At 45.7% G+C, this 24,573-nt stretch carries 19 protein-coding genes; 9 read left to right on the top strand and 10 right to left on the bottom strand.

The features are described 5' to 3' along the window. Nucleotides 1-74: 74 nt before the first annotated feature. The 3 genes from QUA42_RS11375 to QUA42_RS11365 form a co-directional block, all read right to left on the bottom strand. Complete coding sequence (locus QUA42_RS11375) at nt 75-1,145, bottom strand: hypothetical protein (RefSeq protein WP_333137385.1); 1,071 nt, start codon at nt 1,143-1,145, stop codon at nt 75-77. Continuing rightward, on the bottom strand, nt 1,138-2,319 hold the full coding sequence (gene hetZ / locus QUA42_RS11370; protein WP_333137384.1) for a heterocyst differentiation protein HetZ: 1,182 nt from the start codon (nt 2,317-2,319) through the stop codon (nt 1,138-1,140). The genes QUA42_RS11375 and hetZ overlap by 8 nt, the downstream gene beginning before the upstream one ends. Nucleotides 2,320-2,693: 374 nt before the next feature. Beyond that, nucleotides 2,694-2,822: a hypothetical protein gene (locus QUA42_RS11365; protein ID WP_333137383.1), complete on the bottom strand. Its 129-nt coding sequence runs from the start codon at nt 2,820-2,822 to the stop codon at nt 2,694-2,696. 448 nt (nt 2,823-3,270) lie between these two features. On the opposite strand from QUA42_RS11365, the gene QUA42_RS11360 reads away from it, so the two are divergent. After that, on the top strand, nt 3,271-3,810 hold the full coding sequence (locus tag QUA42_RS11360; protein ID WP_333124837.1) for a Dps family protein: 540 nt from the start codon (nt 3,271-3,273) through the stop codon (nt 3,808-3,810). A gap of 511 nt (nt 3,811-4,321) precedes the next feature. On the opposite strand, the gene QUA42_RS11355 is transcribed toward QUA42_RS11360, so the two are convergent. Further along, entirely contained in the window at nt 4,322-4,966 is a 645-nt protein-coding gene (locus tag QUA42_RS11355; RefSeq protein ID WP_333137438.1) for a glycosyltransferase family A protein, read from the bottom strand. Nucleotides 4,967-5,692: 726 nt separating this feature from the next. On the opposite strand from QUA42_RS11355, the gene QUA42_RS11350 reads away from it, so the two are divergent. From QUA42_RS11350 to QUA42_RS11335, 4 genes are all read left to right on the top strand, one after another. Further along, nucleotides 5,693-6,724, top strand: coding sequence for a glycosyltransferase family 2 protein (locus tag QUA42_RS11350; RefSeq protein ID WP_333064086.1), 1,032 nt, complete (start codon nt 5,693-5,695; stop codon nt 6,722-6,724). A gap of 128 nt (nt 6,725-6,852) precedes the next feature. Continuing rightward, nucleotides 6,853-8,304 carry an NAD(P)/FAD-dependent oxidoreductase gene (locus QUA42_RS11345; RefSeq protein ID WP_333137382.1) on the top strand — a complete coding sequence of 484 codons (1,452 nt, stop codon included), beginning with the start codon at nt 6,853-6,855 and terminating at the stop codon, nt 8,302-8,304. Between the two features lie 272 nt (nt 8,305-8,576). Continuing rightward, entirely contained in the window at nt 8,577-9,971 is a 1,395-nt protein-coding gene (locus QUA42_RS11340; RefSeq protein ID WP_333137381.1) for a branched-chain amino acid ABC transporter substrate-binding protein, read from the top strand. A 106-nt stretch (nt 9,972-10,077) separates the two neighbouring features. Beyond that, nucleotides 10,078-11,202 carry a branched-chain amino acid ABC transporter permease gene (locus QUA42_RS11335; RefSeq protein WP_333137380.1) on the top strand — a complete coding sequence of 375 codons (1,125 nt, stop codon included), beginning with the start codon at nt 10,078-10,080 and terminating at the stop codon, nt 11,200-11,202. A gap of 129 nt (nt 11,203-11,331) precedes the next feature. On the opposite strand, the gene QUA42_RS11330 is transcribed toward QUA42_RS11335, so the two are convergent. Then, nucleotides 11,332-11,904, bottom strand: a complete 573-nt coding sequence (locus QUA42_RS11330) for a Uma2 family endonuclease (RefSeq protein ID WP_333137379.1) — start codon at nt 11,902-11,904, stop codon at nt 11,332-11,334. A gap of 266 nt (nt 11,905-12,170) precedes the next feature. Between QUA42_RS11330 and QUA42_RS11325 the strand changes: the two genes are divergently transcribed. The 3 genes from QUA42_RS11325 to QUA42_RS11315 all read left to right on the top strand — a co-directional run bounded on the left by QUA42_RS11325 (nt 12,171) and on the right by QUA42_RS11315 (nt 15,558). Further along, nucleotides 12,171-13,736, top strand: coding sequence for an ABC transporter permease subunit (locus tag QUA42_RS11325; protein ID WP_333137378.1), 1,566 nt, complete (start codon nt 12,171-12,173; stop codon nt 13,734-13,736). Nucleotides 13,737-13,879: 143 nt separating this feature from the next. After that, complete coding sequence (locus QUA42_RS11320) at nt 13,880-14,695, top strand: SAM-dependent methyltransferase (RefSeq protein WP_333137377.1); 816 nt, start codon at nt 13,880-13,882, stop codon at nt 14,693-14,695. A gap of 83 nt (nt 14,696-14,778) precedes the next feature. Then, nucleotides 14,779-15,558 (top strand): ABC transporter ATP-binding protein, encoded by a 780-nt coding sequence (locus QUA42_RS11315; protein WP_333137376.1) that lies wholly within the window; start codon nt 14,779-14,781, stop codon nt 15,556-15,558. A 238-nt stretch (nt 15,559-15,796) separates the two neighbouring features. Here the strand turns inward: QUA42_RS11315 and QUA42_RS11310 are convergent, their stop codons facing one another. After that, the gene (locus QUA42_RS11310) at nt 15,797-16,639 is read right to left on the bottom strand and encodes a PEP-CTERM sorting domain-containing protein (protein WP_333137375.1); all 843 of its coding nucleotides are present in this window, start codon (nt 16,637-16,639) and stop codon (nt 15,797-15,799) included. Nucleotides 16,640-16,956: 317 nt separating this feature from the next. Here QUA42_RS11310 and QUA42_RS11305 point away from each other — a divergent pair, with 317 nt between their 5' ends. Further along, nucleotides 16,957-17,664 carry an ABC transporter ATP-binding protein gene (locus tag QUA42_RS11305; RefSeq protein ID WP_006631855.1) on the top strand — a complete coding sequence of 236 codons (708 nt, stop codon included), beginning with the start codon at nt 16,957-16,959 and terminating at the stop codon, nt 17,662-17,664. A gap of 64 nt (nt 17,665-17,728) precedes the next feature. Here QUA42_RS11305 and QUA42_RS11300 read toward each other — a convergent pair whose 3' ends face one another. The 4 genes from QUA42_RS11300 to QUA42_RS11285 form a co-directional block, all read right to left on the bottom strand. Further along, a complete protein-coding gene (locus QUA42_RS11300) occupies nt 17,729-23,221 on the bottom strand; it encodes a response regulator (RefSeq protein WP_333137374.1) in 5,493 nt (1,830 codons plus the stop codon). Further along, nucleotides 23,221-23,475 carry a hypothetical protein gene (locus tag QUA42_RS11295; RefSeq protein WP_333137373.1) on the bottom strand — a complete coding sequence of 85 codons (255 nt, stop codon included), beginning with the start codon at nt 23,473-23,475 and terminating at the stop codon, nt 23,221-23,223. The genes QUA42_RS11300 and QUA42_RS11295 overlap by 1 nt, the downstream gene beginning before the upstream one ends. A 178-nt stretch (nt 23,476-23,653) precedes the next feature. Then, nucleotides 23,654-24,016 (bottom strand): hypothetical protein, encoded by a 363-nt coding sequence (locus QUA42_RS11290; protein WP_333137372.1) that lies wholly within the window; start codon nt 24,014-24,016, stop codon nt 23,654-23,656. A 55-nt stretch (nt 24,017-24,071) separates the two neighbouring features. Next, entirely contained in the window at nt 24,072-24,488 is a 417-nt protein-coding gene (locus QUA42_RS11285) for a hypothetical protein (protein ID WP_333137371.1), read from the bottom strand. Nucleotides 24,489-24,573: the final 85 nt, after the last annotated feature.

Below are 24,573 nucleotides of genomic sequence, written 5' to 3'. Positions count from 1 at the left end.
GGATTGCATCTGTTTTTGTGTGAGGTCAAACCAGAGAGTAAAACACCTAAATTATTTACTCTAAATAGACCTTTCTAATTGCTATCTTGTCCTGCCCCAATTGGACGAATAGCAAACATCAAAGGTCTGGTCTCGAAGTTTTGGAATCTAACTTCTAGGGCATAAGTCTTGTTAGGTTGTGGGTCAAACAACTCCACACTTAAATGCCCGGAATTCGGACGATGTGCAGTTGCTTCGGCATCTCCTCCCTTGAGTTCCAAACTTCCTGCCCCGGGAAATTGGCACTCAACTCTTAAACACGGCATTGGCTGTTCTCTGTTGCGGTTCGACAGGTATTGAGCCTCCAGAGTCAGCGAACCCAAACCAGTCAGCCACTCCCGCGAAACCGGCGGCTGATTCACAGGACAATCCAAAGTTAGAGACTCAATGATTTCCTTGGCGGCCAACAGCGACAGCACCATTTGTTGATCGGTACTCGCTGCTTCGTAATTCGGGAAATCTTCTAAATCTAGAAGTCCCCGCAAAGAACCTCGGAGCACTAAACCAGCTAATTCGTTGAGTTCCTGAGACTGGCCCGGAAATAAGCCATCTACAGCGCGAACTAACTTTGAGCCTTGCCGCAGCGACGACATTACCAGTTCCTGACAAGGTTCTAGCAGTTGAGCAAAAACCCCTTGGGCAATCGGAATTGGCAGGCGGCCCCACCTGATATTTTGTAGTTGGGGAGTCCAGAGGTGTAGGGGGGGAACCCATTGCGGGGCTACATCGTCTGGATAATCGTGGTCGTAGCTTTTGAATTCTGTTTCCCAGGGGAACAGCGGCGGGTTAGATTCAATTTCGGCTCTAAGCCTTTCTTTTAACAAGGTCTGAAAACGGTCTTGCACGGTCGGTATTTCTCCAATTGTCAGCGGTTGTGCGGGTGCATTGCTGTGCGCCCCCACTTGATAGTCCAGCGGGTCTGGTTCGTCCCATTCCCAGTATTCCACCCCGGAATTGTCGTCTGTGTCGCCCCACTCTTCTGAGCGAGGGGATGGATTGAGGTTTTCCTCATCTTCGTTAGAGGTATTCGCGATCGGCGCCTGCAATATCCAGTCTAAAAAATGGCGATCGAAAGCCTCTGCATCCCTGTTCGTTTCGTTATTCATCACTAGATGCCCCTTCTCCGGAATCTGAACGATTTCGCAATTCCCACGCAAGTTCCAGCAATTTAAACCACCGCTTCTGTACCTGGGCTACCGTGCTGCCCAGGGTTTGGGCGATCGCTGACTCTGACAGACCCTGTTGTTTCAACTTTAGCAAACGCTGTCCCTCTGGACCAATTTGCTCGCCAAAAGCCTGCCACTGAGAAGGCAGCAAACCCAAATTTCGATCTAAGTCTGCTTCCAGCCACTGGTGAACGAGTTCCCAGCGGTGCGACATGGCGAACCTGAGCAAATGGTACTTGAAGCGCTGCTGCAAATAATCTCTTTGGCGGGGAGTTATGCCCAGAAGCGACTCTATTTCATTAGTCGGCAAGTCTTGCAAGCGCAGCACGAAGTAATCGGCGCAGTCTTGTTGGTTGCGCTCTTTCAAGTAACCCACTAATTCGTCAATCACGTTTTGCCGCAGAGATTCTGACTCGTCGCCTAGCGGACGAATTGCCGCCGAACCCTGTCCGGCCATCGCTTCCCGCACTGAGTGCACCGAGGTGTCATTCCAAGTTTGGTCGGAATCAGAAGCCCCTCCGTCGGCGGCTTGTTCCATATCTACGGAGGTTTCTTTGGGCTGCTGCTGGGAAAACGTTTGGGCCCGTAAAATAATTAGTTGCTGGCTGCGGTTCCGAGGTAAAGGAATGCGCCGCTTGCCGAAGCGCTCTACAAAGGCCATGTACTCTGCTAGTTCTAAGCGAGTGCGGGGACTGTAGGTGGGTGGCAGTTGGGTTTCGCGCCGGAATGCCTTTAAAGCTTCGAGATAAAATCCTTGCAAAAAATCTTTGATCAGTTCTACTCGCGCCTGATAGCTAGACTGCACCTGCGGAGGGGTGATGTAGCGATAGACGATCGCGCTGAGGGTACTGTGCAATTCTACTCGCCCGGGCCCGGAGCCTAAATTGTAATAGTGGAGGCATTGTTGCAAGCGGTGCTGAGCGAGGCTCTGGGCTGAACCTTCTATATCTCCGGAGGCTTGAATCCGCTGGCTTTCAGTGCATATCCTGTGGACTTCTGCTGCGAGTCGCCCTGCTACATCTTGGCAGTTCTGCTCAGACGCGCGAGTGGACTTTTTAAGTTCGTCTAACAGCAGTTGAAATATGGTTTCCACGCTCTGGCAGATTTCCCGCATGATGGTTTACAGCTAACAATGAAAGTAGCACAGTTAGTAAAAGTATGGATAAATCTTTCCTACCGCTACTTTACCCCGTATTCCCCACATAGGACAAACTGCAATGCCCTCTATCTCCTCCTTCGCGCAAACACAGAGGACTGGTTTTTTTATCTGTCCTGGAGGCGCCCTCCGTTAAGAACCAGGTTTAACCAGTGGCCATAACGATGGTTCAAGTGTCGGGTTTGACAAAGCCTTCATGGCGGCCCAAAACGCTACACTGCCGTTGATACGTTCGGCTTAGTGCTGTGGTGGTCACAGCCGCGCAAGTCTTCCTGAAGGTGAAGCGAGCAAACAGGTTCTCTCTTTCGGTCTACTAGATGGGGCCAAGGGTTTCACGGCTGTATTTGATCTGGGTCTTCCGCCACTTTTGCCATAAAGTTTAGACGGCGATCGCGCGTCTGTTTCTTGGTAGCATCCTGGAACGTCGATTTAACGGTTTGACTCAATATCATTTCTAGCATCCCAATCACAGAGGTCAGCACCGCTCCTGTCAGACAATCTGTTTCCTAGCTTTCTAGGATAAATGCGGTTATATTTAATTGCAAATCTCTTATCCCGTCATTGAAAGCAGCCCGCACAATTAAGTGTGTTGGAGGTTGGTTAATTTCGGCATAAATTCCTTATAAATTCCTTAATTTTTACTGGCAATCAGAATGCAGCCTTTTTCTATAGCGGGATTGAGCGGGGGTTCACCTGCGGGCAATTGCTGTGTTCGCCAATCAAAGGTACTCCGGAACAATAAGTTTCATTGCATCTATCTAAGGGTATCAATATTGCAATCACTTTAACCTGAAAAGCAGATATTTTACTAAAGTGCGATCGTCTTCGATCGTCCTCTGGGTTGATGTAAGTGGCAGGCGAAATTTGTTCTAATAAATGTAAAGTTAGAGTTGTAAGGAACAATTTTCAATGCGTAAGTTAAACATAGGTCTATCTGACGAGCAGCGTGCAGGCGTTATCGAACTCTTGAATCACGACCTGGCAGATGCTTATCTACTGTTAATTAAAACCAAAAAGTATCACTGGGACGTAGTTGGTCCACAGTTTAGATCGCTCCACCAGTTGTGGGAAGAACACTATCAGGCGTTAACACTAAATATCGATGCTATGGCTGAACGGGTGAGAACTTTAGGTGGCTATCCAATTGGTACTGCTGAGGGTTTTCTGAAGTATGGCTCGATTAAAGAACATATCGGCGATTTGCCTTTGGCTACGGAAATGGTATCGCGTTTAGTTGACGACCACGAACTGATTATTCGCAATCTCCGCCAACACGTCGAACAGTGCGGGGAAGAGTTTAAGGATGACGGAACCGCAGACTTTTTGACTGGTTTGATGGAACAGCACGAGCAAATGGCTTGGATGTTGCGCTCATTTATTGAAGGGGAATCCCTTGCGCCAGACGGCCAGCAACCAAAAGCTCAAACGGCTACAGCTTCTCACGCTTAGAGAGATTAAGTAAAAGGGATAAGGAAGAAGGAAGAAGAAAGAATGGAAAATTAAAATTCTTTTATTTAACCCTCATTCCTGATTCTTGATCGATCAACAAGGCAGAATTAAACGCCCTCTAGCTTCTTCAAAAACCCGGTTTCTTCAAAAAACCGGGTTTTTCAATGTTGAGTATATGTAGATTTTCGATTTCCTAAACTATTGAATCGCATTCTTTCGTATAGCTGCGACGGCAAAATTCTGTGAAGTTTCGTTCGCGTCTCAATCTTAGCAAGTGTCGTCCCTTCACTCGATGAGTCTAAGGCTTTTTTAACTCTAACCCGGAGCCACTTGGTGGTGGAACTATTATTTTTAATATACTTTCTATTGAAAACAGGTACAAATTATGGCGTAAAAGAGTCCTCAAGGAATCTTCTCGAAAAGCTCGATATAGCCAGAATAATGTACTGCGCTGGTTGGCGTTACGGTTGCTTTTAACGGATAAATTGTATATAGAAAAAATGCTGCTAGACTAGCGATAAATATTGGCAGGAATTTCAGGATGCCGCTCCCGGACATCTGCCATAATTAGAGAGTGAGATTTTGCCATTGCTGCATAGTTGCAAGACCTACTGCTAGAAATCTGTCGGTAGCCAACTAAAAATTCTGGCACTACTTTAAATTGATAATGCTCAGCGATGGGGAGAAAAAGTTCCAAGTATTCGCAGCCTTGGGCGTTTTCGGCTTTCAATTGGCCATTGTAACCGCCGACTCTCTCGAAACAAATGCGGCATATCAGAGATGAGCTAGCATTACCCATAAAATATTTATAAACTAAAGCTTTGTATACTTCTCCTTCGATGGTGGAGTTGTAAAATCCACCTGTGAGAAAGTCTTTTTCGTTGATATCAAGTGACCAGGAATAGACAACTCCTACGGATTGTTCTGATTTAATTAAGCATTCGACTTGTTTTTCTATGTTTTGGGGATACCAAATATCGTCGGCATCGATGGGAGCAATATATTCGCCTTTTGATGTTTCAATTGCTAGGTTGCGAGCGGCGACGCCGGCATTTGACTGTTGGAATAAGCTGACTCGGCTATCTTTTTGAGCAAAAGATTTGACAATTTCGGCAGTTGTATCTGTAGAGCCGTCGTCAACTACTAAAACTTCTATGTTTTGAGAAGTTTGAGATCAAACAGATTTTAATGTTCTAGCAATAAAAGTGTCAGCGTTGAAAGCTGGTATGATGATGGAAACTAATAGCTAATTTAAATTGTTTTGGGAGGTGCTTATGTAATATAAAAACTTGTTTCTGTAAAAATTTTGGCTCAAAGGGAGCTAGCTAAGGGTATGTTAGCAAATTACGAAAGCTTGATCGTACAGCGTCGGAAATTTTAAGACGTATATTTTAAATATATTGCCAAAAGTCATAAAATGTGCAGTGAGTCCGCAGTCGCGATCGAGACTTGGTGCAGGAGTCACTCGCGGATGAGATCTGTAAAAGAAATTGTACCCGGCCAGTCCTGACAGTTCCCGCGTACCCGTATAAACGATGTTTGATTTTATACGGTGGGCCTACTTATAAAATCAAAGTCTTGTGCATTGCACCACAGCCGTACCAAATTGCTGCTGGGGCTTTTTCCGAAGTTTACACAAACAATGATATATTTAAAGATTTTGTAAAGCTGTTGTCTACATCAGGTCAGTCTCAGCAAGATATGGCGTAAAATAGAGGTAAGAATGGGGAAAATCAAATCGAGAATACCAGAAAAAAATCTAGTTGAAGACAAACAGCAATCGAGTTATAAATAAAAAAGTAGAGCTGATTTTACCCTTCGTAAAGTAGCACCAATAAAATTCCAGCAAATTTTAGCCCCTGCAATTTAAACAATTTAGGTAATGATTTCTACCGCCGACCCCACTGTATCCGTTATTATCCCAGTCCACAACGGGGGCGCTTTCTTCCGCACCTGTTTGTCAAAACTGGCTCAAGCTGTGCCCAGGCCGATCGAGATTATTGTAGTAGCAGATGGCGAAAGCGACGGTTCCTGGCGTCTGGCCAACGAATTCGGCGCCAAAGTGATCAGGATTCCCGAATGCGGGGGGCCAGCGCGGGCAAGGAATTTGGGTGCCCAAGCTGCAAAGGGAGATATTCTGTTTTTTGTGGATGCTGATGTCGCTGTTTGTCCAGAAGCTGTGGGCTATGCGATCTCGGTGTTCAAAAATAATCCCTACTTAGCTGCTTTCATCGGCTCTTACGACGATGCTCCAGGAGATCCCGATTTTCTATCGCAGTACAGGAACTTGCTGCACCACTACGTCCACCAAACAGGTAACGAAGAGGCTTCGACTTTTTGGGGCGCTTGCGGAGTGATTCGCCGGGAAATTTTTTTACAGATGGGCGGCTTTAATGAGAGTTACCGCCAAGCTTCGATCGAAGATATTGAGTTCGGCTACCGTTTGAAACAAGCAGGCTATAACATTCGGCTGTGCAAAACATTGCAGGTTAAGCATTTAAAGCGGTGGAAACCTATGGGTATGGTGAAAGCTGACTTTTTCTACCGAGCACTGCCTTGGACAGAACTGATTTGGCGCGATCGCAAATTGAATAACGACCTCAACTTGCAAGTTTCAAACCGCATCAGCGTGATTTTAACTTATGCAGTGCTACTGGCAATTTTGGGAACGTGCTGGTCGCTGAGCTTTCTGCTACTGGCTGGTTTGCTGGCAATACCGCTGGTAGCAATTAATGCACCACTTTACCGATTTTTTTACCGTAAACACGGTATCCTATTTGCCCTAAAAACAATTCCTTGGCACTGGCTTTTCTACTTTTACAGCGGACTGGCATTCGCGATCGGCACTGGTCGCTATTTATACCAAAAAAAGCCTGTGACTGGCAAAGTTAGCTTGCCGGTATCCGCTCAATAAATCAAGGCAAATTGTGCTTAAACATCAGGTCGATCGCTCGTTTCTCAGGGTATTCACGGGTGCATCTATCACTGTGACAAGTTATAAATAACTGTATAGTTTGGATAAAAAAGCTGGAGGTAGGCTGAGTGAAACATTATCCTGTTGCGATCGTCGGTGCAGGCCCTGCGGGCTTGACTGCTGCCTACGAGCTCGTCAAGCAAGGCATCATCCCTGTTGTACTAGAAAAAGGTGATAAAGTTGGGGGAATAGCTCGCACCGAAACCTACAAAGGCTATCGTTTCGACATTGGCGGCCACCGCTTTTATACTAAAGTTGAAGCCGTGCAGCAGTTGTGGCAAGAGGTGCTGGGAAATGAGTTTATTAAAGTGCCACGATTATCGCGAATTTTTTATCGAGGCAAATTTTTTAACTATCCGATTAGTGCCTTCAATACTCTTTTTAATTTGGGCATAATTGAGAGTACGCTGATTATTTTGAGTTATCTGAAGGTGAGAATTTGGCCACTTACGGAAGAAAAAACTTTTGAACAGTGGGTGATCAATCGTTTTGGCGAGCGCTTGTATAAAACATTTTTTAAGACTTACACTGAAAAAGTTTGGGGCATTCCTTGTTCGGAAATTCAAGCAGATTGGGCGGCGCAGCGCATTAAAGGATTGTCGCTGACGACTGCAATTATTAATGCTTTGTTTGGCAGCAACGACACTAAAACATTAATCAAAGAGTTTGATTATCCGGCTTTGGGGCCGGGGATGATGTGGGAAAAGTTCGCGGAATCTGTGGAGAATAAAGACGGCAAAGTTTATCTGGATACTAAAGTGATTAGCTTTGAGCGTGAAGGTAATAAGATTAAAAGTATTACTGCGGAGCAAAACGGAGAAGTAGTTCAATATTCGGCGGATAATTTCATTACGAGTATGCCGATATCGGCACTGGTAGCAAGATTGAAACCGCAGCCACCAGAAGAGGTGCTGCACGCGGCGCGCTCGCTCAAATATCGAGATTTTTTAATTGTATCACTGATTGTCAATCGCAAGGATTTGTTTCCTGACAACTGGATTTACATTCACTCCCCCGAAGTCAAAGTTGGACGAATTCAAAACTTTAAGAATTGGAGCGCCGCTTTAGTTCCCGACGCCAACAAAAGTTGTTTAGGAATGGAATATTTCTGTAGCGTAGGCGACGAGATTTGGGAAATGTCGGACGCAGATCTTGTTGAATTAGCAACTCGCGAGTTGGTTGGTTTGGGTTTAGCAACAACTGCCGATGTTGAAGATGGAGTTGTCATACGGCAACTTAAAGCTTATCCAGTTTATGATGGGGAATATCGAGGACACTTGCAGGTACTTGAAGGTTTTTTCAAGGGATTTGAGAATTTGCAGACGATCGGGCGAAACGGTATGCACCGATACAACAACCAAGACCATTCCATGCTGACGGGGATGCTGGCTGTGAGAAATATTCTCGGGGAAAAGCACGATTTGTGGGATGTGAATACTGAGCGATCGTACTATGAAGATTTTTCAGTCGATCGCTCAAAAGAAAAAAAGGATTCGTCTTTGATTTCGCAATCAAGCTGATTTGACGCTGGAGCTTTGAGAAAGGGAAAGGAAATCTGTATTTTCCTTTCCCTTTTAGTTTTTAACTGGTTGAACAGGTTTTAACTGGTTCCCCCGAAGATCCTGGAAACCCATTGACCGAGGCTCTGCCTCGTTTCCTGGCCTGGTACGCCTTCCCGGGAAGTTCACGGGAACGAGAGAAGAAGCTTGTTGCAGCGGTGTATCTTTAAGAGTTCACGTAAAAGTTGAAAATCTGTGCTAACTCTTGACTTACAGACTTAGAGAGTGGAAATATGCTAAAACGCAACCAACAAACGAACCAACCTATGAACTTTTCCCAGAAGTCAGGCAGCAAAAGTGCCACACCCCCAAAAATCAACTCAACACACAATCTCGGCGTCGTAGGATTGCGGAAATTACTTTTTGCTGCCGGAATAGCCTCTCTGTGCGCTAGCTGTCAAAATCCTCCAGCACCCACCGCCACAACTCCCGGAGGCAGCCCCGGAACCAGTCCCGCAGCCACTCCCGTCGCAGTCAGCAGCCCCGGAGACCCAAATACTGTCAAAATTGTCTCCATGCTCCCGATGACAGGCAGCGCCTTGGGTCAATCTCAAACAATGGTCAACGGCATCCAACAAGCCCTAGCCGAAACCGATTCCAAAGCTTGCGACGGCAAAATCAAAATCGAATACGAAGTTTACGATGACGCCACCGCCGCCGCCGGCAAATGGGACCCGGCCCAAGTAACGTCCAACTCCAACAAAGCCGTCGCTGACGGTTCGGTAGTTGCCGTCATCGGTCACTATAACTCCGGTGCCGCCAAACTTTCCATTCCCGTGCTCAACCAAGCTAACATCGTGATGATCAGTCCGGCTAACACTTATCCGGGACTGACTAAACCAGGAAAAGGCGAACCCAAAGAACCCAACGTTTATTATCCCGCTGGCACTCGCAATTTCACCCGCGTTGTCCCCGCTGACGACCTTCAAGGGGCTGTAGCTGGCAACTGGGCGAAATCTTTAGGCGTGCAAAAAGTATACATTCTCGACGACCAAGAACTATACGGCAAAGGCATCGCTGATGTTTTTGAAGCAACGGCTAAAAAGTTGGGAATTCAAGTCCTCGGAAGAGAGGGAATTGATATTAAAGCTAGCGACTACAAGGCGTTAATGAATAAGATCAAAGCTTTAAATCCCGACATGATTTACTTCGGCGGCACTACTCAGAGCAACACCGGACAAATAATTAAAGACATGAGAAATGTCGGGATGGCGCCTGATGCAGTTAAGTTCATGGGGCCCGACGGCATTAAAGATCAAGCTTTAATTGACGCAGCAGGCAAAGATGGCGAAGGTGTTTATGCTACTTTTGGCGGCTTGCCTCCTCAAGAATTGACTGGTGTCGGCGCCAAGTGGTACACAAGTTACAAGGCAAAATATAATGCTGAACCGGAAGCTTATACAGCTTACGCCTATGAAGCTGCTAAAGTTGCGATCGGCGCAATTAATAAAGTTTGCAAAAATGACCGCGCTGCTATCCGCGAAGCTGTTTTGGCAACTAAAGATTTTAACGGGGTACTCGGCACTTGGAGTTTTGACACCAACGGCGACACGAGCTTGACTACAATGTCAGGAAATGTTGTTAAAGGTGGCAAGTGGGAGTTCGTGAATGCGCTCAAGACGGAATAATTAATTAGAAGGAAGAAGGAAGAGGGAAGAAGGAAGAAGGAAGAAGGAAGAAGGAAGAAGGAAGAAAAATCCTTGAACTTTTCCAATTCCCAATGCCCAATTCCCAATGCCCAATTCCCAATGCCCAATTCCCAATGCCCAATTACTCAAAAACATGAAGAACTGGAAAAGTATTCTCTTATATCTAGGTGTAGTTTATATAGTTTTGCTCTTAGGTCCCATCGCAGGATTTGATTTGCCAAAAATCTTTGGAGAAATAGTCAGCAGTCCTGAAGTTTTTATCCAACAATTATTAGTTGGTCTTGTCAACGGCGCGTTGATTGCAATTATTGCTTTGGGTTACACTATGGTTTATGGCATTATTGAGTTAATCAATTTTGCTCATGGCGATTTGTATATGTTGGGTGCTTTTGCTTCCCTAACCGTGTTCGGGGCTTTTGGGATGCAAGATGGCGCACCTTTGGCTATTGCTATACCGGTGATGTTAGTTGCTTTAATTGTATGTTCGGTGTTTTGTGCTGGGCTGAATATTGTTGTGGAAAAGTACGCTTATCGGCCTTTGCGAAATGCTCCCCGTTTGGCTCCTTTAATTTCGGCGATTGGAGTTTCTTTTATTTTCCAAAATATGGGGCTGTTTTGGGGAGGATTGAAAGCTTTTATTCCGGTGATGGGTTCTAATTCTGCTGCTCCGAAAAGCTTTCCCGATTTGTTGCCGCGAGTTGATATTTTCAAAGCTTTGGGAATTCAAACGAGTATTGTATTTACTACAAAAGATTTAATTGTTTTGGTGGTGGCGGTTGTATTGATGGTTTTGCTTCATGTCTTTGTGCAATACACTCGTCTGGGAAAGGCGATGCGGGCAACGGCTCAAAGCCGCGATGCTGCTAAAATTATGGGAATTAATGTGGATCAGATTATTGCTCTGACTTTTTTGATTGGGGGAGCTTTGGCTGGTTCGGCTGGGATTCTGGTTGGTCTGTACAACAATACTATTGTGTTTACGATGGGGTTTACGGCAGGTTTGAGGGCTTTTACGGCGGCAGTTTTGGGGGGAATTGGCAATATTGTCGGGGCGATGTTAGGAGGGGTTTTGATTGGGTTGCTTTCGTCTTTGAGCGATCAGTATTTGTCGAGTCGCTGGACTAATGCTTGGGTGTTTGGGGTTTTGGTGGTGATTTTGGCTTTTAGACCTGGGGGTTTGTTGGGCGAGAACGTTCAGGAAAAGGTTTGAACTTGTAGAATTTAAATAATCGCAAGAGACATTTAAGTATACCTGAAAAAAAAAACAACGCAGCTCTCAGACTTCTTTAAAAAGTCGGGCCACTAAAAGCGATCGCGTTTTACGTTTTTGTTTTACGTTTTAAATATTCCCTGGTTTGAGCCAGCCAAAAACTTCGCCTAAAGTCAACTGCATTTCCGGCATAAATTTGGGCATCGGAAGTATATCGGTTGGTTCTTGCAATGAAATCGGTTGCTGCCTTGCGGGATAGGCTAAAATGTTTTTTTCATCCGGATCGACCAACCAACCCATCTGACAACCGGCGTTCAAACAGTGCAAAATATTGTTTGTGACTTTGGTTTGGCTTTGGGCTGGAGACAATATTTCTATTGTCCAGTCTGGGTGAGCATTAAATGTATTGGCAATTTCGCCCTCAGCGTCTAGGGGAATGCGATTCCAAACAAAAATGGCGACATCGGGGACAATAGAACGTCCGCCAAACGTGCAGCGAAGTTCTGGTAGGGCTAGGGCAATTTGCGGTTTCTCTGCGATGTCGTTGATGACTGTTACGAGTCTGCCTTGTAGTTTGCTGTGTTTTCCTTGTGGCATAGGTTTTTGTACGATCGCACCTTTGATGTATTCGCTAGCGGGTTTTGTTTCTGGGAGTTGCAAAAACTCGTCGAGGGTGATAGTTTTTTGAGGTGCTTGTACCATATAGCGATCGCCCGTTTGAAGTGTGTTTCGGTAACAGTTCCAGTATATTTGAAGTTTCGAGCGCTTTGGTGAAACAATCGCTCTCAAAAGACTCTAAACTGTACCTAGCCCGCTCAGCAGTTTCCCGAACCAGCCGTCGATCGAGTTGATTGAGGCAGTAATTGGCATTGCCCGCGTCAGTCGCATCTATAAAACTGCGATTCCTAGCATTCTTTCATCTAACTACTAACTGCTGACTAATAACTAATGACTAATAATTTATTACTATGTCAAAAAAAATAATTAATGCGATCAAATCGACTGGTATTTTAGGGGCGATCGCCTCTTTGACTGTTTTGTTATTCGGCGGTTGGAGCGGCACTGTGATCGGCTGGCTGATGGGTACGGCTGCGGGCTTTATTGGCTGTCGGGATCAGAAGGTTTACAGCCCGAAAATGGGTGCGACTATCGGCATTTTAGCGGGATTGGGATTGGGAGTTTGGCTGTTAGTGGCGAGTGTGTTAGAAGGGGTTTTGATTAGACCTTTTTCTGGTCAATCTGCTGTGGCTTTGCCGACGACGCTGCTGTACGGGATTTGCAGTTTGACGATCGCAATTTTGACAGCTACGTTAATGGGTGCTTTGCAGGGTTTGCAGGGGGAACGCCAGCGGCTGGCAACTTTGGTGACATTAGCTTTTATTCTGATTCTGTTTCCGTTTATCGACATTCAGGCTCAGACTGGCTGGATTGCTACTGTAGTACAGATTCAAATCTTTATTATGTTGGCGTTGGGTTTGAATATTACTGTGGGTTTTGCGGGTTTGTTGGATTTGGGATATGCGGCGTTTTTTGCGATCGGCGCTTACACGACGGCTTTGCTATCTTCTGGGCAGTTAAATATTGCTTGGAACTTTTGGGTGGTACTGCCGATCGCGGCAGGTGTAGCTGCGATCGCGGGCGTAATCCTGGGTATTCCGACACTGCGACTCAGGGGCGATTATTTGGCGATCGTTACCCTCGGTTTTGGCGAAATTATCCCGGTTGTCTTTAGGAATTTAACCGCGATTCGGATCGATGAACCAGTCTCGAAGATTGTTGCTGCTGTTTTGGGTAAACCTGAGTTGGTGCTGTGTCTGGTTGGGTGCGATCGACCTTTTAACCTCACTGGGGGCGAAGCGGGAATAAACCCGATCGGGCGTCCATCTCTCCCCATCGTCGGCACTTTCAGCACCGGCAACTACTTTCCCTGGTACTACCTAATTTTGCTGCTAGTTGTCTTCGCTTACTTCATGATTTCGCGGCTGCGAGATTCCCGCTTGGGCAGGGCATGGAATGCCATGCGCGAAGATGAATTAGCGGCGAGTGCGATGGGCATTAACCTGGTCAAAACCAAACTTTCGGCTTTTGCAATGGGAGCGACGTTTTCGGGCTTTGCAGGCGCGTTTTACGCCGCCTATATCAGCGCGATTTTTCCCAGCGTTTTCGATTTCTCGGTGTCGGTAATCATCCTGTGTATGGTGATTTTAGGCGGTTTGGGCAACATGACCGGGGTGATTTTGGGGGCTATCATTATCATGTCTGCCGATCGGCTTTATCTGCCACAATTAGCGCAAGTCCTCAAGGGTTTTCTGAATACTTTTGTACTCCCCAGGATTGCAATTCCCCAGTTGCGAGACTTTCTGGCAACCAGTTTAGACCCGATTCAAATGCGCTTATTTCTATTCGGCCTAACTCTTGTTGTCATGATGCTCGTGCGGCCGGAGGGACTGATTCCTGATAAAATACACCAAGCTGAACTGCATTCTGATGGTGAATCGAGCAATGAGTCTTTAGCAGATGCGAGAAGTCAATAAGTAGGTAAGGGCAAAAACCATAGTATTTTGTAGGCTGGTTTAGCTAAAAATCTAGGATGCAAGGGAGTTTATGGGCGTAAAAACCCCGTCCCCATCTAATGTTTATTTGTAACCAACTACTTAGTAAGGGTGAAAGATTAGCCATGAAAAATGTAACTGGTACTGCTTTTATCGTTGCGGAATTTAGATCAGAAGAGAATGAAGAAGCCATTCCTCTCTATACTGATCATGTAGTCAAAATATGGCTCACTGAGGAAACAAAAAAAATAGCTGAACAAATAGCTCAAAACTCTCCCGCGGCTAAAGAAATGGTGAAGTTGCGGACTAAATATTTTGATGATGTTTTGTCAAATCAAATTTTAGGAGGTTGCAAGCAAATAGTTATTTTAGGTTCGGGTTTGGATACTCGCGCTGCTAGAATTAATGGAGAAGGAGTTATTTATTTTGAAATAGACGAGGGCGCGACTCTTCAATTAAAAGAAGAAACTCTCAAAGCTAAAAAAGTTACTGCTAATGTTCGCTATATTCCCGGCGATTACGTAAAAGACGGTTTAATCTCCTTGCTAAAACAGAGTGAATTTGATTTCACTCGACCGACATATTTTTTGTGGGAAGGCAACACTACCTTGCTTAACAAAAAAGATGTAATATTTGTGTTAGAACAAATTCGCGACAATGTTCATAATTTTCGATTGTCCTTTGATTATATGTCGGAAAAGGTAATTTTGAGAACGACGGGCTACCAAGATATCAATGATTACATCGATAAATACGAAAGTATGTATGCACCGTGGATTACTGGGTTTGAAAACATTGCAACTTTGGCTGACGAACTTAATCTCAAAGTTATTGAAAACTTTTCGACCGCCCATTTACACGCACAATATCGCCCTCGCCGTTCGCTAGAGTCTAATCTTTTTAAGTTCTATTTTGTTTGTACGTTAGAGAATATGCCCTAAAAGATACCAAATTGATTCGCGTGCGTGAAAGCTTGCGAGCGGGACGATCGCACTACTATAAAATCTTAGAAAACAGAACCAAAATGTCATTATTAGAAGCACAGCAACTTACAATGCGATTCGGCGGTTTGACTGCCGTCAACCAGGTTAGTTTAACATTAGAAAAAGGCTCGATCGCCAGTTTGATCGGCCCCAACGGTGCGGGCAAAACTACTTTTTTTAATATGCTCACAGGTATCTACAAACCGAGTGGCGGTCAGTTGCTTTTGGAACAGAAGAATATCACGGGTTTGCCTCCGGATCGCCTGACTACTTTCGGCATTGCTAGAACTTTTCAAAATATCCGCTTGTTTAACAACATGACTGTCCTGGATAATGTTTTAGTAGGTAGACACTGCCGATTAAAAACAGGTTTGTTGGGTGCAATCCTCCGACCTCCCGCTGCGAATCTGGAGGAGCGGGAAGCTAAAATAAAAGCGCTCACTATGCTTGATTTTGTCGGTTTAGGTGGTTCTAAAGCGCCGGAGTTGGCAAAAAACCTTTCCTACGGCGACCAGCGGAGATTGGAAATTGCCCGGGCTTTGGCTTCCGATCCGAAAGTGTTGCTTTTGGACGAACCGACTGCCGGGATGAACCCGAACGAAACGGCTGATTTAACTCGCTTTATTTACCGGATTCGCGATGAGTTGAATTTGAGTATTTTGCTGATTGAACATGATATGAAAGTGGTGATGGGAATTAGCGATCGCGTGAGTGTTATGGAGTACGGTACTAAAATTGCTGAGGGAACTCCCGATCAAGTTCGCGCCGATCCTCGCGTAATTGAGGCATATTTGGGAAAAGAAGAAGATGGACATGGGTAATGGGTATTGTGTGCCGACAGATAAGTGAGGTGGGCAGTGTGTATTCTCGGAATAAGCAATATAATTTCCTGCCAATTAACCCAATAAAATTAGGGACGGGTTTCACCAATAATCTGTCATTCAAACAGATAATAGTTATCAACCCGCCCACGGCGACAGCATTTTATAACGAGCAATTCAACAGAAACGATAGGATGTGGGCATCGCACACCCTACGGATTAACATTCGGGGTTTTTCCTAAACTTTTGATTTGACTTCCGACTTTGTTTTCTTGTGTTTTCTATGCCTGACAAACAATCCTAAAAATATTGCAGTACCTAATACTGTGCTCGGTTCGGGAACTGCTTCTGCTTCTGCTTCTGTCTTTGCGATATTGTTCTTAAATTCTACTAACCTTAAGTTAGTGGCGCTGTTGAATGTGCGCGAATATACCCCAGAAGTATACAGGAGGCTAGCTGCTGCACTTTGTTCAGCCAGAAAATTAAAGTTAATTTGTGTGGGTTTAAAGCTGTTGCTAACCAAGGCATTTGCATAAAAGCCATTAGAAGAGTCTAAAGCGAGGGCCAATTGAAAAGAGTCTAACAAAATGTTAGTAACAGTGTTAATCACCAAGAAAGATATACTGCCCTTCGCCCTAGCGCGTTCGGATTGGGGGTTGTCAACTGATGTTAAAAGAGCTAAAAATGTCTGAAAAGTGAAGGAAAAAGTTTCTTCGGCATCAATGAAGAAGTCGCCGATAACTGCTGCTTTACTTTCGGCTAAACCGGAATAGTTATTCCCGCTGCCTATAACTGCACTTTGCGAGAGATTTGCTGCCAGCAATTCGTGACAGTTAGATATAAAAACTGCATCAGCAGTCGCCTCGCTAATAACTGAACCGCTGTTAGATATTGTCTGAGTGTAAATGTTAGTAAATGTACCTGTATCATTCGCTCTGTGACTGAAGTTGTCAATCCTTACTGCTGCCGCAGAACCGGCTATTGTGGCAGCACGGCTGGGCGCTACACCTACACTCAAGCTGGTTACTAAAGGAGTTGCTAATAAAAATGCGAGCGCTCCGGTACTGTGATGTAATTTCATGGTCAATCTCCTTAAATTTGAAACATTTTAAGTGCTGTTATTGGTTAGTGGTAGCGGTTGGTTTCGCTTACGTATTAATACTACCTACTTACTTAGAGATTTTTGTAAAGCTACTGTCAAGAGATCTGATGTTTAAGTAAAAATTCTGTAAAGTTGGTCGCCACAGCTACTAAAAATACATTGTATGGGAGCTAAGGCTGGTGTTGACCTAAGTAAAATTACTGGTTACTATAAAAAAAGTTAATTTTAAATAAATGCAATAAAAATTTATAATTAGTCTGGATAATATAATAAAGCACAAAGCAGAAAGAGTAATTATGTTGGAAATTAAAGACATTCACACTTACTACGGAAATATCCACGCTCTCAAAGGAGTATCGCTAACAGTCTCGCAGGGAGAAGTTGTGACATTAATCGGCAGCAACGGGGCGGGGAAAACTACAACTCTCCGCACAATTCAAGGACTCCTGCGCCCGCGCCAGGGCACTGTATTATTTGAGGGAAAGCCTTTAGAAGCACTATCTACAGAGGCGATCGTCCGTTTGGGGATTTCTCAAAGTCCCGAAGGCCGGTTGATTTTTCCGCGAATGACGGTGCAAGAAAACCTAGAAATGGGTGCTTATCTCCGCAACGATACTCTCGGTATCAAGTCCGATATGGAAAAAGCATTAAATTTATTTCCTCGTTTGCGAGAAAGAATTAGTCAAAAAGGGGGAACTCTCAGCGGCGGCGAACAGCAAATGTTGGCGATCGCCCGCGCTTTGATGTCGCGCCCCCGCTTGTTATTATTGGACGAGCCGAGTATGGGATTGGCACCGATGTTAGTCAGTCAAATTTTTGCGATCGTCCGCGATATAAATGCTGAAGGAACAACTATTTTACTGGTGGAACAAAACGCCCGCATGGCTTTAAGTGTAGCCCATCGCGGCTATGTCATCCAAACAGGTCAGGTTGTAGTCGCTGGTACTGCTAGCGATTTGCAGTCAAATGAAACTGTTCGCAAAGCATATTTAGGTGAAAGTTAAATAGTTATTCTGGTAATCGGTAACGGCAATTCTTCATTAGCAATTACCAATTACCAATTAGAAATTACCCTATTTGCGATCGCAACTTCCCCGTTTCCAATTCCGTCTCAAAAGCCGTCCGCACCTTTTCCCACTCAGCTTGGGCTTCCAACAGACGATCGCGCGCCGTACTCACATCAAAAACCTGTTCCCCTCCAGACTCAACCGCCACGCGGCCCATATACTCCAACTCCTTGCAAACAGCAGAAAAAGACACCGCTCCTAAATTGGCGCTGCTCGACTTCAGCGTGTGAGAAGCCAGCTTCAAACTATCAGCATCGCCGAGAAAAATAGCCTCCTTAATAGTTTCTAAATGTTGCGGTGCGTCTACCAAATATATCTTAATCAGCTCCCCCAAAAAATCTGGGTCTTCATCATCGTCTAGCTCGCGGAGATTTTGCAAAATGTGAAAATCAATCGGCGAATCGGCTCCCGGTTGAACGCTCGAAGATGCGGCAGTATCACTGTCAACTTTATCAGAAATATCTTGATTGTTTTGCTCACTAACCGCATCCAATTCATCCCGAATCAAAGGTGAGCACTTGCTTAAGGCGATCGCCAACTCTTCTCGACGCACCGGCTTAGTAATATAATCGTCCATACCTGCTTCCAGACACTTTTCGCGATCGCCCTGCATCGCATTAGCAGTCATCGCAATAATTCTCGGCTTCTTGTTAGCAGGCCATTCCTGACAAATGCGGCGCGTCGCTTCCAACCCATCCATGTTCGGCATCTGCACATCCATCAGCACAACATCGTAAGATTGCCGCTTCAGCGCCTCCAAAACCTCCAACCCATTAGCCGCAATATCAGCCCGATATCCTATCCTGTCGAGTAAATGCGTAGCGACTTTTTGATTCACCACATTGTCCTCAGCCAGCAAAATCCGAATCTGAGTCGAATTAGCTGCATCCTGTCCAGCAGAATTGGTTCCAACCTGCCTCAAAACAGCAGGCGTCCGCTGCACGCGGTGCTGTTCTTGAGAATTTTCAAAATACTTCAATCCCGAAGTCAAAGTCGCCACATTAGAAACTTCTCCCCTGCCGCTTCGGCCAGTAACATATCCAAAAACTTGCAGCAACACATTATAAAACTGGGACTGTTTTAAAGGCTTAGTTAAAAAAGCAGAAAAATGTACTTCTGTAGTTTCAAGTTTTTTCCAAACTTCCGCCTTACTTAAATAAGTAAACAGCACCAAAGGTAGTGCTATTTTGCGAGTGTTTTTAACGATGACATTCGGATTTAGACCGTCGCCGCCGGACAAATTGCTCAGCTCAAATTTCCGAATCTCCACAGCCAAAGCCACACCGTCCATATCTGGTAGATTCATCGCCAAAATAGCTAAATCGAGCGGCGAGTTTCCTTTGATGATTTCCAAAGCCTCAGCACCCGAAGTTACAGCCACGGGTATCATTCCCCAAGACTCTGCCTGCCGGATCAAAACTTGCCGATTAATGGCATGATGCTCAACAATTAACAAGTGCTTACCAGCGGCAAATTCGGGCCTTTTTTCCTCAGCCCGGATGTCATTCGCTTCAGCCGTCACCGTGAAATAAAAAATCGAACCCGAACCCGACATCGACGGCGGAGTAAATTCTGCAGGCGACATTCCAGCGATACTTTGTCCGATCGCAGAAACGGCCGGTTGAGACTTAGAACTTCCCGGAGTAACCTGGCTGACAACCCACATTGTACCGCCCATCATATCGCTCAAACGCTGGCTGATAGCCAGTCCCAAACCCGTCCCGCCGTAATGTCGCGTTGTCGAAGCATCCACCTGCGAAAAAGCTTTAAACAGGCGATCCATCCGGTCTGGCGGAATGCCAATTCCGGTATCTTGGACAGCAAATTGAATCTCGTATTGTCTGTTACGTGCCAACTCTCCCTGGTTAATTGCTAGCGGTTGTGGCGCTAGAATATTAATTCTATCTGGCGAACTGTTAGCAGCTACCTGTTTAATTTCCCTAGCCGTACAGCACACCACAATTTCTCCAGATTCTGTAAACTTAACTGCATTGCCCAGCAGATTTACCAAAATTTGGCGCAGCCTCGTGACATCTCCTAAAATATTTTTCGGAACAGAATCATCAATAAAGTAAGCCAGCTCTAAACCTTTTTCTGAGGCTCTAGGAGCCAGTAATTCCAGAGATTCTTCTATACAGTTTTGCAGCTCGAAGGGGCTGCGTTCCAAATCCAATTTTCCAGATTCAATCTTGGAAAAGTCGAGAATATCGTTAATAATAGTCAGCAAAGCATCGCCGCTGGTACGAATTGTCTCCACAAAATCCCGCTGTTCAGGAGTTAATTCCATATCCAGCAGCAAGCCCGTCATCCCGATGACTGCATTCATCGGAGTGCGGATTTCGTGACTCATAGTCGCTAAAAATTCGCTCTTAGCTCTATTAGCAACTTCCGCCGCTTGTCGTGCTTGATCCAAAGCTTCATTTTGCTCTGCTAACTGTCGCTGTCGCTGAACTTCTGTTTCTAAAAGTTGTGCTTGAGCTAAGGTAATTCCAACTTGAGCGGCAACATCTTCTAAGAGTTCAATTTCGTCTGGATTCCACTGGCGAGTTGCATCGCACTGGTGCAAAGTAATAATTCCATTTGGTTCTCCTTGATAGGAAGTGCGAACAGCCAACATAGATTTTAATCCGATGCGGCGGCACATCGGCCCCGAAGATTCCAGCAAAGGATCGGCAAACACATCGGGAGATGCCAGGGCTATATCTTCAGCGAGGAGTTTTTCTGTGTAGGGGTTATAAGTGACAGAAAGTTCTAAATCCAAAGCCGATTCGTGACCGGGTTCTAAGTATTCCGCGACGCAAGGAAGGTGGGGATAAGGTTCGGAAAGATAAGTGTGAATTGTACAGCGATTGACACCAAATACGCGGCCGATTTGGGTGGCGGTAGTTTGAAAAATTTCTTGAGTGTCTAAGGTCGATCGCACTTTTTGAGTAATTTGTTTGAGTAGTAAAACGCGCTGGTACTGACGTTGCAAAGTTCGCTCTCGCTCTTCGCGGGCAATTTCTGCGCCGATGTAATTGCCCATCAACTTTAAAATTTCAAAATTCAGCGGTTTAAAAGGAGATTTGGTGGTGCGGGAAGTAAAGCTCAAAGTGCCAAAAACTCGCCCTTGCACTATTACCTTCGTCCCCACAAAAGCCTCCAACTTGCGTACGCTGTAAGCGGGGTGGTTGCGCCACTGAGTAGTGCCGGCTGATTCGACAGAAATAGGTTCGCTCGATCGCAGAACCTCTCGCTCAAAGGTTCTGCTCAAAGCAAAACCGTCTCCTTTAGCAAATCCAAAGGGAAAATCTTCCGGTACATAAGCGGCAATCACTTCGTAGCGATCGCCCAAAACCCTGCCCAACAGCCCGATATCCATCCCAAACTGACTACAGCCCATTGCCAGCAACCGGATCGTTCGATCGTCAAAAGAGCCTTCCGAGCTCACCATTACCTCGTAGAGCGATCGAATTGCTCGCTCGCTTTCCCGCAGTTCCTCAACTCCTTCGAGGCGGTTGCAGACATCGTGCAAAGTCCCGAAAATTCCCGCTATTTCGCCTTGCGAATTCCGCCGGACTTGGGCAAATAGTTCCACGGAAACAAAGCCGGAATTACTGTGAATTCCCAAGGAGTTTTTCCCTGGAACCGACTTGGACTTAAATCGCAGTTCTCGCCGTTCAAATTCCGACTTACCCGACAGCAAAGACTCCAATAAATTTGCACATTGCTCGCGCTCATCTGGATGCACCCACTCTAAAAAATTAGTTCCCAAACTTTCGGACACCGAAAAATTCGTAATTTCCGTCCAAGCGCGGTTGAGAAATTTCCAAACCCCCGCCGCATCTATGTGGAAAATTACTGTTGCTTTCAAAGAGTCAAATAGATGGAATTGTTCTCGATCATGATCGCGGTTTTTGACTTCAAACTGCTTGTTTGGAGTAATATCTGTATGAGTTCCTACTACCCGCAGCGGTTTCCCGGTAGCGCTGCGTAAAACTTGACCTCGGTTCAGCACCCAGACAGTGCTGCCGTCTTTACAGTACATCCGATATTCTGCTGCAAAATCCGGTGTCTTTTGGGCGAAGTGGTCTTCTAAAGCTGCCTTTACCGAGTCAATATCATCTCGGTGGATGCGACTCCACCATTCCGATCGGCGATTCGAGATTTCCCCTTCTTGGTAGCCCAGCATTTCTTGCCACCGCGCCGAATAAAAAAACTCATCTGTTTCGAGATTCCAGTCCCAAATCCCCTGATTATTGACTGCAGGGGGGAGATTTGGCCGCTCTACGACACTGTAGTGAGAAATTTCAGCCATCTCGTGGCTATTTGGTGCTGTCCGCTGTATTTCTGCTGAGAGTTTTTTGTATTGAGCGTTGCTAGATTCTAGCTGGCGCTGCAAAGCAATTAAGCCAGAATGCAGAGATTTTGAATCCAGCGCTTGTAAAAGAATAGTTTTAGGATTGATTATCCCGATCGGGTGATTTGTTTCGTTGATGACTAATAAAGGCAACTGGCAGTAGTGTTTTTGCAGCAGCGCGACGGCTGCTTCGAGGCTAGAGTGCGATCGCACCAGTGGCGGCGAACTGCTGCAAATTGCTCCCGCTTTAATTTTGTTAGAGTCTCTTCCCATGGCCTGCAACTGCACAATATCCCGCGAACTTACCACACCAACCAGTTTGTGAAGGTTGGGATTTGTAAATTTGGAATTGTGAGCCGCACCAGTCGAGTGTTGATCCGGGGTTTCAGTGATTAATACATAACTAACATTGTGTCTAAACATCAGTTGCGCCAAATAGCGAACCGAAGAATTAGAAGGAGCGTGAATTATTCGTGAGGCTGCTATTTGAGGGATTTGATAAAGTTTAATTAAACTTGCAGGTAGCTCTAATTTCTGATTCAGAATTGGCAGCGGTGGAGGGAACGCGAAAGCCGCAGGTGGCGAAGCGCTGCTAATTGCTTTTGGTGTCGGTTCCCCAATTCCCTGCAACATTTGCACCAAGCTTTGAGAGCTAATTAAACCGACAAGTTCTTCAGCCTCGCTGACGACGGGCAAATGGCTGATATGATTTTTATCCAGCAGATTTGCTAAGGCAAAAAAGTCGGGAATTTCCGATTCTCGGGCTACAGTTACGGTTCTGATCATGATTTGCTCGATCGCAAATCCCCTCAAAGCAGCGCCGATCGAATTTAGCTGTACGATATCTCGCGCTGTAAAAATCCCCAGCACTGTCTGGCCGGCCCCATAGGGAGCTTTTGAGCCGTTGAGACGCAGCCCGTTGCCTCCTGCGTGTACCGCACGCGGTACACCGTTGTAGAAACCCGACTGTTCCCGCGATTGTGGGGTCGTCCCGTTCGTGGGATTTCCGAGTTGAGAATTCCCGCGCGCTTCTACCACGAGGACGTAACTGGCTCCTGTGCTACTCATCAGCTCGATCGCCTTTTCTACGGGCGTCTCAGGGCTGACGGTGAGGGGATTGCGGTTGATGACCTGACTGAGGGAGGGAATAAACATCAGGGGGCAGAAAAGTGATATTTGTTGGAAAAAGCCGATCGCGAGCAGCAGGTGGATTGAGAGGCTTTACCCGCGAGATTTCCAAGCGCCCTCAAAGTTTCTGTACGATTAGACTCACCCATACTTCCAGCATCTTGGCATTTAAAATTAATTCCGTGCCATATCCTGATAATTGACGGCTTCTGACTTTCAGAAGCAATGCTATCTGCCAGAGGGCGGACATGAAGGCTGGCGGGCAATTCCTCGCTTAGCATAACTGCTGCGGGTTTACGAGCAAGAATTTCTACGATTGTCTAGACTGCACCCTACTTTCTGCCCCTCAACGGAACTCTCGCTCGCATTCTGTTTGAGGCAAGATACCTGCACGCTACCAATTTACCAGCGACAGGAGGGGAATCACAACAGGACGACTTAGGTATGGCAACTGTGCAATTAGGGGTTCGAGGGTTCGAGGGTTCGAGGGTTCCAGGGCCAAACAAGCAGAAAATAAATAATTCTGAGCATAACTAATTCTATCTTATCCCAATTCTGACCCAAAGGATTTGAGCTTCTATTCTGGCGAGCGAACTTGATGAGAATAGCGCTGTTCCCCGCCAGTGCAAAACTCGCATTGCCGCCCTTAAGCCTTAAGCTACCAACAACCTCATCCATTGTTTTATAACTGAACTCCCGCACCGTGCCATTACCAGTTTTTATCAGCTCCGAAATATCAGCATTAACAGTGTAAGATGTTGCTCGGTCATTGACAACCAGCAAGTAAACATTCTTGCGAGCATCAAGAGTTGCAACTGCCATTAAATCCGAACTGTTAGTGATAGGAAAAAAGCTAGCTCTCCCGCCCTGCAAAGCCCTAATTCCCATCCGCAAAGCATAGTAGCCAGCGCGCCGTTTTCCCCCCGTCCCCTAGCAAGCCTTCTGGCAGTCCCGGCTTTCCCCAGTCGTACAAACAGAATATGTGACTGCCGTAAATATAATTATCCCCCGGTTGGGAACCTCGAATCAAATTCTTAATCAAATTTAAAGCTAAAGAGAAATCCCCGTAGCTAATCTCGTAACTTCCCCATTCTCCTACCCAAAGCTGCGAGTTAGCGCGGACAGTACCGTTCATCCAGCCGCGCACTTTGCGGGTGTAGTTAGAAATATCTGCATCGTAGTTGTGGACATTGACTGTATTGAAATAATTCGGTATTTCCTCCAAAACACTAGCCGACCAATTGCTGCCTCCTAGGGTTTTCGGGCCGTGGATGCGGTAAGTGCGATCGGGCAAATAAGTGTTATAGCGATCGCAAATGGTTTGTAAATCATAAATCCTGTATTATGAGGTATGTGAATCTAAGTAGGAGTTGAAATGA

This window comes from Microcoleus sp. Pol11C2 (assembly GCF_036701505.1).
GTDB lineage: Bacteria > Cyanobacteriota > Cyanobacteriia > Cyanobacteriales > Microcoleaceae > Microcoleus.
This window is presented reverse-complemented; position numbering and strand designations above follow the sequence as displayed.

Excerpts from the sequence above, each read along its gene's own strand:
- QUA42_RS11325 (WP_333137378.1), top strand. The coding sequence starts at position 12,171 with ATGTCAAAAAAAATAATTAATGCGATCAAATCGACTGGTATTTTAGGG.
- QUA42_RS11330 (WP_333137379.1), bottom strand. The coding sequence starts at position 11,904 with ATGGTACAAGCACCTCAAAAAACTATCACCCTCGACGAGTTTTTGCAA.
- QUA42_RS11360 (WP_333124837.1), top strand. The coding sequence starts at position 3,271 with ATGCGTAAGTTAAACATAGGTCTATCTGACGAGCAGCGTGCAGGCGTT.
- QUA42_RS11340 (WP_333137381.1), top strand. The coding sequence starts at position 8,577 with ATGCTAAAACGCAACCAACAAACGAACCAACCTATGAACTTTTCCCAG.
- QUA42_RS11335 (WP_333137380.1), top strand. The coding sequence starts at position 10,078 with ATGCCCAATTCCCAATGCCCAATTCCCAATGCCCAATTACTCAAAAAC.
- QUA42_RS11310 (WP_333137375.1), bottom strand. The coding sequence starts at position 16,639 with ATGAAATTACATCACAGTACCGGAGCGCTCGCATTTTTATTAGCAACT.
- QUA42_RS11300 (WP_333137374.1), bottom strand. The coding sequence starts at position 23,221 with ATGTTTATTCCCTCCCTCAGTCAGGTCATCAACCGCAATCCCCTCACC.
- hetZ (WP_333137384.1), bottom strand. The coding sequence starts at position 2,319 with ATGCGGGAAATCTGCCAGAGCGTGGAAACCATATTTCAACTGCTGTTA.
- QUA42_RS11315 (WP_333137376.1), top strand. The coding sequence starts at position 14,779 with ATGTCATTATTAGAAGCACAGCAACTTACAATGCGATTCGGCGGTTTG.
- QUA42_RS11320 (WP_333137377.1), top strand. The coding sequence starts at position 13,880 with ATGAAAAATGTAACTGGTACTGCTTTTATCGTTGCGGAATTTAGATCA.
- QUA42_RS11295 (WP_333137373.1), bottom strand. The coding sequence starts at position 23,475 with ATGCTAAGCGAGGAATTGCCCGCCAGCCTTCATGTCCGCCCTCTGGCA.
- QUA42_RS11365 (WP_333137383.1), bottom strand. The coding sequence starts at position 2,822 with ATGCTAGAAATGATATTGAGTCAAACCGTTAAATCGACGTTCCAGGAT.
- QUA42_RS11305 (WP_006631855.1), top strand. The coding sequence starts at position 16,957 with ATGTTGGAAATTAAAGACATTCACACTTACTACGGAAATATCCACGCT.
- QUA42_RS11375 (WP_333137385.1), bottom strand. The coding sequence starts at position 1,145 with ATGAATAACGAAACGAACAGGGATGCAGAGGCTTTCGATCGCCATTTT.
- QUA42_RS11290 (WP_333137372.1), bottom strand. The coding sequence starts at position 24,016 with ATGGCAGTTGCAACTCTTGATGCTCGCAAGAATGTTTACTTGCTGGTT.
- QUA42_RS11350 (WP_333064086.1), top strand. The coding sequence starts at position 5,693 with ATGATTTCTACCGCCGACCCCACTGTATCCGTTATTATCCCAGTCCAC.